The organism is Bacillus sp. SW14, from assembly GCF_047608225.1.
GTDB lineage: Bacteria > Bacillota > Bacilli > Bacillales > Bacillaceae > Bacillus > Bacillus subtilis_G.
Map to the genome: position 1 here is coordinate 2,409,353 of NZ_JBLKRW010000001.1, position 12,789 is coordinate 2,422,141.

At 46.1% G+C, this 12,789-nt stretch carries 1 protein-coding gene; it reads right to left on the reverse strand.

The window, feature by feature from the left end; all coding sequences use genetic code 11:
• Positions 1 to 27: 27 nt before the first annotated feature.
• Positions 28 to 12,774 carry an SDR family NAD(P)-dependent oxidoreductase gene (locus tag ACMX2I_RS12605; protein WP_414957119.1) on the reverse strand — a complete coding sequence of 4,249 codons (12,747 nt, stop codon included), beginning with the start codon at positions 12,772 to 12,774 and terminating at the stop codon, positions 28 to 30.
• Positions 12,775 to 12,789 lie beyond the last annotated feature (15 nt).

The window sequence follows — 12,789 nt, forward strand, 5'->3', positions numbered from 1 at the left end:
CCTGATCTGAAGGCATCGAGAATTTCTTTATGATTCATACGATTTACTCCCTTCTATGATGTTTTGCACACTCTTAAAATCCAGTTTTCCTTGCGCCACCTCTTGCATCAATCCGATGATTTGCTCGTCTGTATACGTTTTTGTTTGATGTGCTGCCGCGCTTTGATTGCGTTTTTCAGCTTTCAACGCCAAATGAGCGGATAAATCTTGGACTGTCTGATATTCAAGGATTTCCCGGCCAGTCACCTTCATCTGCGTGATTTTTTCGATATGACGCATCAATTTTCGGCCAAGAATTGAATCCATTCCATAATCCAAAAAGTTTCTTTTGAAGCTTATTCGCTCCTCAGATATGCCCAACTCTCGTGCTAAAAATTGAACAATGATCTTTTGAATGTGTGTTTCGCCATTAGGCTCGTCAATCTCTGTTTTCATGTCTTGTATATGCGGTTTAGCGGCCTTTGTTTGATGATTCCCTGACGAAACCCAATACCGCTCCCTTGCAAACGGATAGCCAGGTAAAGGAACCATCCGAACGTCATCGCCTTCATGAAGGAGTTCCCACGGGATCTGATATCCTTTCACCCAACATTCCGCAATGTTTTCCAAATTTCTCTCTTTTGCGAGTGCTTGCAGGAATGCTTCATCCTGTTCTACTAACACCCCTTCCGTATGTCCTATATAAAGGGATGCCTGTTGGCCTGATACCTCACCATTCTTCATTGCTTCCGCATATTCCTTCAATTTTCGCACCAATTGCTCCTGATTGTTCACAACAATCGCGAGCCTCGCTTCCATGGCTTTTCTTCCAGCCTGAAGTGTATATGCAACATCAGGTAAAGATAGGTTCTGATTCTGCTCAAGATACACTATCATGCGGCTGACAGCATCCTGAAGCCGATCGTCATTTTGGGCCGATAGCACGATAACCTGCGGGCATTCAGCTGACTCTTTATGCCGCTGTGTGAACGGCTGCTCATCCGGGATGTATTCTTCAATGACTGCATGGGCATTGGTGCCGCTGATACCTGTTGTGCTGATGGTTCCCATCCTCGGATTCTGATTTTTCCTGATCCATGGAAGGTTCTCTTTGCAAAGCACAAACGGGCTTTCTTTAAACTGAATATACGGGTTGTCCGCTTTACAATGATGAGTAGCCGGAATCGTCTGGTTTTTTATTGCCATCAGCATACTGATTAAAGCAACCACCCCTGACGCTGCAAATGTGTGTCCAATTAAAGGTTTAATCGAGCTCATCATGCAGAATTGCTTCTGCTTCGTATATTTGCTGAACACGCTCGTTAACGCTTCGACCTCAAGCGGATCACCAAGATTCGAGCCGGTACTGTGCGCCATCACATATTGAATGTTGAGCGGGTTGATTTCATTTTTTTCATAAATGTTCTCGATCAATTCTGTCTGGCTAAAAGGATTTGGTGCCGTAATGCCATTGGTTTTGCCATCGTAATTCACACCGCTGGCCTTTATGCAGCCATAAATGTGATCATTATCTTCAATGGCCTTTGATAATGGTTTCAGGAGAACAGCAGCCACCGCTTCACCTGGCACCAGACCATTGGCATCTTGGTCAAACACTTTGCATTGTCCGTTCGGAGACAGCATTTCGGCTCTTGTCAGCGCCTCAAATGACATTTGAGAAATATTCAGGCTGACGCCGCCGGCTAAAGCCATTTCACAATCTCCCTGACGGAGGGCTGAACATGCCTGATGAATCGCCACAAGTCCAGATGAACATGCTGCTGTCAATGCCATATTAGGTCCTTTTAGATCTAATGCGTATGCGATTCGCGCAGATAATGTGGCGTTTTGTGTTCCGTTAATGTAATCTGTATCTCCGGTTAAATGCGCATATTCTCCTTCTTCCACACCTACGTAAACACCGCAGGATTTTCCTTTTATTCGATGTCCCATATAGCCAGCGTCTTCAAATGTGTGCCAAGCTTCCTCTAGAAAGATGCGCTGGCGCGGGTCCATGCTTTCAGCTTCTTTAGGCGATATTTGAAAAAACAGCGGATCAAATCGGTCTATGTCCTTCAAAAATGCGCCCCATCTCGGCACTGCTTTTTCTGGACCTCCGTTAGCTCCACCCCAGTCCAAGCGTTCTTTCGGGATGGCAGTGATACAATCTTTCCCGTTTTTCAGATTGTCCCACAGCTCCATGACCGAATCAGCTTGAGGAAATCTGCCGCTCATTCCAATAATGGCGATAGGCTCAGCGTGAACCTGCCGGACGCTTTTTTTGCTGGTATCCAGTTCTGCAGGAACCGGAGCATCATCTTCAGGATTCTTTTGTGCCTCAGGTGCATCCTCCCGGTAAAATGCTTCGATCAGCTCTTTGTGATTCGTTAAGAAGAAACGGATTAATTCCTGTAAAGTCGAGTAGCCAAAAAATAAAGCCGGTGTCACTTCGATGTTGAAATGCTTTGATAACATATTCGAGAATTTAGCCAAATAGATCGAATCAAATCCGAAGTCGGCCCAATTTTTGTTCAAATCCAGCTTGTCCTTTGAGATTTTAAGCAATGTGTGAATACGCTCTTTCAGATCGTGTTCTAAACGCTTTTCAACGCTTAGCGTTTTTACCTCGTCTCTTTTTTCTAGTACAGCTGGGTCTTGAATGGCTGGTTCCGGAATAGCTGATTCGGTCATACCTAAAAAGCGGCTGACCCGGCTGGCCTGACCGGCTATCACAAGATGCTGAGCATCCTGCTGAGACAGGATGTGTTCGAATAGGCGAATGCCTTCATCGGCTTCTAAGAAGCGCTGGCCGCTTGATTTCAGGTACAATTCGGTTGTTTCTTGATCACCGATCTTCATTCCGCCATCTTTCCATACAGGCCAGTTGATGACATACGTTTTGCCGCTATGAAGCCCATTTTTGTACTGTGCATAGGCCATTTGGAACCGATTCCCGATCGCATAATCACAACAGCCAAAATCTCCTAAAACCGCAGAAGACGAAGAAAAATAACAAACAAAATCAAGGATTTCATTTTTAAGCCATTCATCAAGCGCTATCGTACCGCTGATTTTCGGTTCAATGATGCGCTGGAAGCTATCGATCTCTTTATCAAAAATAGCAGAATCGCTCTCGATGCCAGCTGCATGAATAACGCCGTTGATGGCGCCAAATCGGTCTTTCCCTCGTTTCACGCAGTCTCCCATCGCGATAGGATCAGAAACATCTGCCTCTGCATACATGGCTTCGCCGCCTAGATTCTTTAATTCTATTATTTGCTTTTGCTTTTCGTCATTGAAAGGCGACCGCCCTGTCAAAATAAGGTTTGCGGCATAGTTTTTAGCCAAATGCTTGGCGAATAAATAACCGAGCCCTCCTAAACCGCCTGTCATCAGGTAAGTGCCGCCAGACTTCAATTTGCTGTCGTTCGGTTGTATGGTGGTCTGTTTCATGTGACATACACATCGTTTCCCATTTTGATACAAAACGGTTTGTTCAGTTGAAGCCTGTAATTCCGTCCAGATTTTACGTGCCCAATCATCCATCGATTCTTGATCTGCCGGCTGAAAGATTCCAGTCACTTTTGTATGTGGAAAAACAAGCCCGAGTGAGCGTTCGAAGCCAATCCATGATTCCAGATAGCTCCGGTCAAGACCATTTTCAAAACGTCCCGCCAGCAGCAGCCGTGAAGGATGGAGCTTCGCTGAGGACATCCCTTGTAATAAATAGACAATGCATGAATGGTCCTTTATATAGCTCTCATCTTCCGCAGGCCACATATAGAGGATTGCATCTGGCTCTCCATGTTCCTCCTGAATGCTCTGGAAGGCTTTTTCAAAAGTGACAGGTTCTTGCCGTACAATCTGATAGCTGTATTGAGACTGTTTGCTGTACACCTCACCCTGCGAAATAAAAATGACCTTGGTGTCTTGATCAACGTTTTTTACAGATGAAGCGAAGGCGTTTTGCTTTTCTCTATCCGTCAGAAAACAGATGAGCGTTTTGAAGCGTTTCGATGTGAGAGTTGCCGGTTCTTCTTTCCACACCTCTTGAAAAGTCATAACCTCAAAATGCTCTTCTGTTTGCTGTTCTTTAGACGCTGGGGTCTTTGCCTGATCTGGTGCCCAATAACGTTCTCTTGCAAATGGATATGCGGGAAGACTGATCCGGACAGGCGTATTTGTTCCATACAGCTTATCCCAGTCAAAAGACAAGCCTTTCACCCAAAGATCAAGCAGTTTCGTGTATTTCCCTTTGCTCATCCATGCCTCTATGATTTTTTCTGTATCTTCATCTGCCGATAAGACCGCTAATGCTTTTTTGTTCTCATCGATGCGATCCAGGTACAGGCTGTCTGCTTTATTTTCGATAAAATCGCTCAGCTTTCTCTCAAGATCCTCTAATGATTCCGCTATAAAACCCAGCCGTTCCTCCATTGCTTCACGACCCGTTTGCAAGGTATAGGCGATCCTGATCAGATCTGTTTTGCAGTACCTTTTTTCTTGAATGGCTGTGAGCAGCTGCTCCGCTTTTTCCTGAAGCCGTTCCATGTTTTTCGCTGACAGCACAATCAGCGCAGGAGGAAAAGCTTCAGGCGTTTGCGCTTCTGTTTGCGGAATATATTCTTCAAGGATCATATGAGCATTGGACCCTCCGGCGCCAAAACTGCTCAATCCGGCGCGTCTCGGCACCTCCTGTCCGTCAATCACCGGGCGCTTCCATTCACCAAGATGCTGCTGAACGACAAACGGAGTATGGCTGAATTCAATGTTTGGATTCAATCGCTGAGAATGCAATGATGGCGCAATTTGACCATATTTAAACTGAAAAAGTATTTTTGTCAGTCCTGCAATTCCAGCTGCACTTTCACAATGACCGATATTTGATTTACTGGAGCCGATCGCGCAAAACTGTTTCTCCAGCGTATCTTCCTCAAATGCTTTTGTTAATCCCGCTATCTCAATCGGATCTCCTAATGCGGTGCCTGTTCCATGCGCCTCCAAATAACTGATGGTTCGGGCGGGAATATTGGCGCGCTCAATCGTTTCTTTAATCAGCTGTGCCTGTGCATGAGGATTTGGAACCGTATATCCATTTGTTTTTCCTCCGCTGTTAATCGCACTTGCCTTTATCACACCGTAAATATGGTCTCCGGCTGCTATTGCTTGTTGCAACGGCTTTAACACAATAGCGCCTACGCCTTCACCGTCGACAAATCCATCTGCGTCATCGCCGAAAGATTTACATGTATCACTTGCAGAGAGCATATTCATGACAGATAGGTTCTGATAATGAACCGGGTCAACAACTAGATTGACACCGCCGGCAATGGCGCAATCACTCGATCCGCTATAAATGCTTTCCAGCGCTAGATGAATCGCTGTCAGAGAGGAGGAGCAGGCTGTATCGACTGCAAGGCTTGGGCCTTGGAAATTCAGCAAATACGATATTCTGTTTGCGATAGACCAATAGCCGTAGCCGGTCGGATAATTTTTGTTCATGACTCCGGCAAAGACGCCGATTTTTCTGCTTGTAGAGAGCGTGTCAGGCGTGTATCCCGCATCTTCTATACTTGCATAAGCGGTTTGCAGAAATAATCGCTCCTGAGGGTCCATTCTTTCTGCTTCAAGCGGAGAAATCTGAAAAAATAATGGATCAAATTTGTCCATATCTTTGATAAAGCCGCCCCATTTCGTATAAATCGACCCTTCTTTTCCTTTTTCTTTATCGTAATAGGCTTTCCAATCCCAGCGTTCTTTCGGAATTTCCTCAATACAATTTCTACCTTCTTTTAGGTTATTCCAAAAGTCTTCAGCTGTCTCCGCCTGAGGATAACGGCCGGAAATGCCGATAATCGCAACATCACGGCTGGCAGGAGCGTGTGTTGGCGTTTCTTTCTCCCTGCTGAAGCCAAGCTTGCGATAGCGCCGCTTTCCTTTAGCGGCCTGCCCAGATTCTTTTGAAGACTTATTCATGCTTGCGGCCGGTGTCTGTTGGTGAACTTGACGGTCAAGACCTGTCAGTTTCATCAGCGCTTCTGTTTTTGTTTGGATGAAATGCTCAACTAACGCGTCAATCGTTTGGTACTCGAAAAATAAAGTGCTGCTTACATGGTCAAATTCTTTACGCAAGGTATTCGTCAGCTGGACAACGACGATAGAATCAATCCCGTACTTTTCAAGCGGTTCAGATGACTCAATCTTGCTAGCAGGAATTTTCAATGTTTCCCCGATTAGTTTTTTCATATATTCTGTGCTTTTTTCTCTGAGGTGAGCATGATTTGATTGTCCTGTTTTCTCCGAATCTATGTTTTGTGTATTAGCTGGCTCCTTATTAGACGCTAATGAAACATCCTTCTCTGACGAGATCACAGTTTCCATCAAACGGCGTACCAGCCCGTTGCTTGAGCCAGCGACGATCTGGTGACTGAGATCATGGGCCGCTTCGGCCGGGAAGAAGACAGATTCAAAGCCTTCGCTTTCAAGTGCCGCTTTCCAGCTGCTAGGATATAAGCCTGGGCAGCCGGGAATCCGTACTGCAGGATCTTCATACAGCCACCAGCCTTCCAAGAGACCAAAGGTGATGTGAGGGAACAGGCTGTTTCCCGCCATTTCATTCAGCAGCAGCATTCCGTTGTTTTTCATCACTGCTTTTGTATGCCGCAGCGTTTGACGGATATTCTTTGTCGCGTGAAGGACATTGGCTGCAATGACGACATCATAGCCGCCAGCCTCGATTTCCTGCTGGTCAATCGGTTTTTCTACATCAAAAAGCTGATACGTCAGGTACGGATTTTCCGCCCCATATTCCTTTTCAGCATGCAGCAAAAATGCTTTGGACAGGTCTGTATAACAGTATTCTTTGATATGGTTTTGATAGGCTTTCAGTTTTTGAAAGATTCCGGCGCTCGTGCCGCCTGTGCCTGCCCCTATTTCCATAATGCGGATGGATGCCTGCGGATCGTGCTTCAGCCGTTCATCCAGATAAGCTATTAACGTATCGGCAAGCAATTTATTAAAATAGTCTGCCACTTTGTTATGCTTATAGATGCCTTCTACTAATTCCATTGAGGACTGAGGAAACATCATATCTGTGGCAGGCACTTTCCCTGTCAAAATATCCGGTAATCCTTTCAGCATGGTTTCTGCTAAAACAACCATTGCTTTTGTATTGCTGTCTTTGAGCCATTTTTCTTTTTTCGCATTCCATTCTTGCCAAATCAGCGCGATATCCTCTGCTGGATCCTTCCTTACCAATGAATCTCCATCTTTCTTAAGATAACCATGCTGCAGAAGGAATTCACTGCTTTGCCGAAGCCACTTTTCATAAAATTCACGAGTCTTGTATTGTTGAAGGCGTTCAATCGATAATCTTTGACCATCAAACAGCCCAGCCGTTTGCAGCTGGCCTAACAAAAGTCTGTAAAGAAGATCGTCCAGCTCTTCGTGTGTCACTCTTTGAAATTGTCCTGTTTTCGGCAGGCGCCCCTTCAGGCTTTCAGCGTCTGCCGAAGGGTGCTCAGGATAAAGGGTGATGAATTCTTTCTGATTCACGCCTTCGACTGCTACAGGTTTTGTCGTATGAATAAATGCCGTTTGGCTGACTGGTCCAGAAAGCAGTGCTTCTAACGCCTTCATACCTTCCGCAGGCTCAATTAAGCCTAAGCCAATTTGATTCATAAGCTGTACATACTGTTCATCCTCGGCCGCTTCACTGTTTCCCCAATATCCCCAGTTCATGACTTTTACAGGGCAAGCCCAGATATGAGAAAGTTGGTGAGCAAAAGCATCTGCAAATGCGCAGCCAGAGGCATAATGGCTTTGCTTTACGTTTTTGATATGTGCCACCAGCGAAGAGAAAAACAGAACAAAATCTAAATGCTCCTGTTGGAACACTTGGGCAGTACGAACACTGGCATCCACCTTCGCCGCCAGTCCGGCAGTAAATTCTTCCATCGTCATATTATCCAGACTTTGTTCAGATAAAACCATTGCAGAGTGAACGATCCCGTGAATTTCAGGATGACCCTTTTTCACTTGATCATAAGCCTGCTGCAATGAATGCATATCCGCAGCATCGGCTGCAATATAGTAAGGCTCAGGGCCAAGCGCTGAGAGACGGTCTATTTTCGCCTGGATGGCATCATTGATTTGACTGCGTCCAATCCAAACGATTTGCGCCTGATAGCGGCGGATCATGTACTCACTCCATGCCTCCCCGATGTACCCAGCGCCTCCGATGACCACATATACTCCGCCTGTTCGGTATAGCGTGTCATTTGACGGTGAATGACGATATGGGATCAATTGCTGCTGATGCCATTGCTGATTCCGATAGGCCCAAGTGTGGCCGAGACGGTCAGCAGGAAGCGTAAACATTTGATGTACCGGCCATGTGCAGCCTTCTTCAAAATCAAGAAGACGGATTTTCCAATGCGGATATTCCTTAGCGATTGTGCCCGCGAGTCCATGAACGCTTGCATGAGCGGGGTGAACTTTCTCAGATGGAGTAACCGGCTGCGCTTGGACGGTCACAAAAGACCACTCTAGCTTCTTCTCACCATAGCCTAATTGAAGACATGCCTTCACAAGCTTAAATGCCTGAAGAACGGCCTCTTCTTGCCCTTCACTAACGATATTGTCCGGGTGTGACGGGGCCATCCACAATACATGGTCAATGCCTCCGCATGCTTGCAACTTGTCCGCTATTGCAGAAATGTCATCTACTGACCGGATATCGATAAAGGAAACCTGCGGATGATGCTGCTTTATTAACGTCCGTTCATCTTCAGTACCACCGCATAAAACAGCACGATTAGCAACAAACAAAGCATTGTCCTCACCATTTAGAGAAACCGGTTCCCAGACAGGGATCATCATCTTATGCCCTGTCAGCGGAGAATCCGCTGCATGAGGCATGGTCTGCTGTTCTCCATCAAGCGCCCGCATCGAGGCACCCTTCATTCGTACACAAACGTTCCCGTTCTTATCGCATAAATCAATATCATACTTTCTGACTTTGTCGCCCGCTTTACTGTCTGAACTATAACGAATATAAGACCATATCTCCTGAGGACATGGGCTGAAAACATCCAGCCCCTGCAAAGCAAACGGGAGAGACAGCTGGCTGGCCTGCGAGTCAGCATTGACTGAGCTGACGATAAAACCGACTGTGGCATGGAAGGCGGAATCCATCAAACTCGGGTGGAGCGTAAAATGCTGCTTGCCGTCTTTTAGAAAAGCGGGTAACGAGATTTTTGCAAGCAATTGATCATGTCCGACAAGCACTTTTTCAATCCCTTGATAGCCCTCGCCGTAGTCAAGCCCAATCTTTCGAAACGCCGTATAGCATTGTTCTGACGTCACTGTATCCAGACTGCATTCTGTTTGTATGGATGCAAGATCTAAAACAGGAGTGTCCGCTTCAGCTGAAATGACTGCACGGCCTTGACTGTGTATCATCGGGGTTTCTTCTTTCGTTTCAGAGCTGCTGTAAATGTCAAAGGAAATGTCCCCGTTATCCTCAGGATAAAGGCCAATATGTATTTCTTTTGGTTCACTTCCTATCGTGATCGGGCGGATCCAGACGATGTCTTTAAGCGACACAATTCTTTGTTCACCTTCCAGATCGCCCGCAGCTTTTTCCGCCGCTTCCCTTGCCATTTCTAGGTAGGCAACGCCCGGCAGGATTTTCTGTCCCTGCACAACATGATCAGATAGGAAAAATTCTTGACCTGTAAAAACAGAGCTGAAGCGCTGCTCCGTAAAGTCTGACGTATTGCGGTGCACCAGCGGATGTAAGGTATGATCTACTATGCTGGTTTTTGTTTCAGGAGCTGGTATCCAGTAGCGCTCCTTTGCAAACGGATAGGTCGGAACACTGATTTTAAGCGGTTTGCGATCGCCATATAGCTCGTTCCAGATCACCCGTTTTCCTTGAACCCATGATTCAGCTATTTTCTTCAATTCGCTGTTTGTTGATGTTGGTCCGGCGGCCTCCTGATCCTCCCTGGTTTGCCCAGACCAGCAGCCGTCGATCTCTATTTCACCATTTGCAAACGCCTGAAGTTTAGCAGATAAATCCTTTATGTCCTTCACGATAAAGGCTGCCCGCTCCTCCATTTCCACCCGGCCTGTCTGTAATGTATAAGCTAACGCTACAAGATTGACGTCTTCGCTCAGAAAATCATGGAGTTTAAGAGCGTAAGCGTGCAAACGGTCTTTGTTTCTCGCGGACAGAGGAATAATCATTTCTTCATTTTTCGTTAAAATCGGCTCTGAACGGCTCTCTGTCGGAATATATTCCTCCAAAATAAGATGAGCATTTGATCCTGAAGCGCCAAACGAACTTAAACCGGCGCGGCGGGGATATGTGACGTTCAACCCGTTTTCTGTAAAAGAAGGCTGCTGCCATTCCTTTGTATCATGCTGGACAAAAAACGGGGTTTCATCCAGCTGCAAATATGGATTCAGCTCTTCTGAGTGTAGTGACGGCACCAGTGTTTTATGGTGCAGCTGCAGGACAGTCTTCGTTAAACCGCTGACGCCGGCTGCAGATTCAGCATGGCCAATATTTGATTTCACAGAACCAATTGAACAGAATTGCTTCTCCTGCGTATTTCGGCTGAAAGCCTTCACCAACCCTTGTATTTCAATCGGATCTCCTAATGAGGTGCCAGTGCCATGGGCTTCAATATAGCTAATGGTGCGCGGATCAATTCCTGTTTTCTCTAAGCACGCTTCGATAACATCAGCCTGAGCTACCGGGCTCGGAACTGTAATTCCGCTTACTTTTCCCACATGATTAATGGTACTGCCTTTGATGACAGCATAGATCCGGTCACCGTCCTGTTCAGCTTTTCGGAGCGGCTTTAACAATACTGTTCCGACGCCTTCTCCAGATACGTAGCCGTCCCCGCCTTTTCCGAATGTATGGCAATAGCCGTCACTTGAGTGCATCCCGACACTGCCGTAGCTGATATATTTAGCCGGATGCAGTGACAAATTGACGCCTCCGGCAAGCGCGGCCTCACATTCTCCATTCCGGATGCTCTCTATTGCCAGATGAACAGCAGTTAATGAAGAAGAGCAGACCGTGTCGACCGCCATGCTTGGACCGTGGAAATTACAATAGTAAGAGACCCTATTGGCAATTTGCGCATAATTCAGCGATAAAGGAAATGGATGATGTTCTGATAGTGCCTCCGCTCCTATAAGGGAGTAGTCCTTATGCATAACACCTGCAAACACGCCGACATGCTGTCTTTTATTTTCTCCCTGCGGTGAAGCAATGGTTACTGGTGTATACCCCGCATCTTCAATGGCTTCCCAGCACGTCTCTAAAAATAAGCGTTCCTGAGGGTCCATCGTTTCCGCTTCACGGGGTGAAATCCTGAAAAATTGAGGATCAAAACAATCAGCATCCTCGATAAACCCGCCCCATTTTGACAATGGCTTGCCCGAAGGTGAATCCAGACCATTGTTATCCTTCCATTCCCAGCGCGAGTTTGGGATCTCCGTGATGCAGTCGGTACCCGCCTTAAGATTTTCCCAAAATTCCTGTATGTTTTTTGCCTTAGGGTAACGGCCTGCCATTCCGATAATGGCAATATCCCCGCCGATCTCTGGTAAAGAGGGAGCGGCGTCTGAAGAATCCTGCATTGGTTTAGGAGACTGGCGAACTGTATCGTCCGCCTCTCCCATTGAATAATGATCAGCAAGATACACAGCTAGTTCTGCAATCGTCGTATATTCAAACAGCAGCGTTGGCGAAAGATCCGCTCCGATCTCATCCCCAATCTCCTGAACCACTTTTAGCAAGGATGGTGAATCCAGCCCAAGCTCATAGTATCCGGCGTGGATATCCATTTGTTCTGCCGGCCTTTCAAGCTGTTGAGCAAGCAATTGACGCAAATACGTTTCAATTGCCGTATAGTCCCGATCAGGATTCTGAGAGACAGCATGAATTTCTTTTCCAGAATGAAGGACTGCCGCATCACGTACAGACTTGCCTGCAAACTGTTTCAGCTCGGCCACTTTTTGTCCGGAGGAATTAAAATATTCAATCGTCATATAAGTGAGTTCTTTCTTCTGGCGCACAGATGAAGAGAGGATCCGTGCTGTACACACTTTCTGCAATCGTTCTGAAGCTGAGAAAGATTCATAACACAGTGGCAGATACATCGTTTGATCTGAGAGAAGGCAGCTTGAACCTATACCGCTGCCATCAATGAGAGTCGGATGAAACAGAAAAGCTTCAGAATGGCCCAGCGCTTCCTGTCCGACAGATAGATCAATCAAAGCACCCTCTTTGGTTTTATAAATCTGCCCTTCCGCCTTCATCATGCCAGTATGCACTAATTCTTGAGAGCGGCATTGTTCATACAGTTCATCTAAATTCAAAATCCTTTCAGCTGTACGTTTCCACTGATTATGGTCTATTGAATCTTCAAAAGAAGTCCGCTCTTTACGATGCATGTCAGCCGTCACATATTGTCTTTTGTCCGAAAGCGACTCACCACGCTGTTTTTGTCCGTCGATGATGATGGACCATGTCCCTTTCTTGCTTTCAGACACGTGAATTGTGAGAGCAATGTCATACAATTCGTCTGCGATCAAAGGGTAAAAAATAGTCAGGTTTTTTAATTCAAGCTCTTGATATGCGTAACCATGTTCTTGGAATACTTGGTAGATCAAATCTATATAAGCAAGGCCGGGTAATAACGCTTGTCCGTATACCTTGTGGTTGGACATGATAGGATTATTTAATGAAATGTGCAGTTGTTCAGTTATCATTTTCCCACTCCTCTC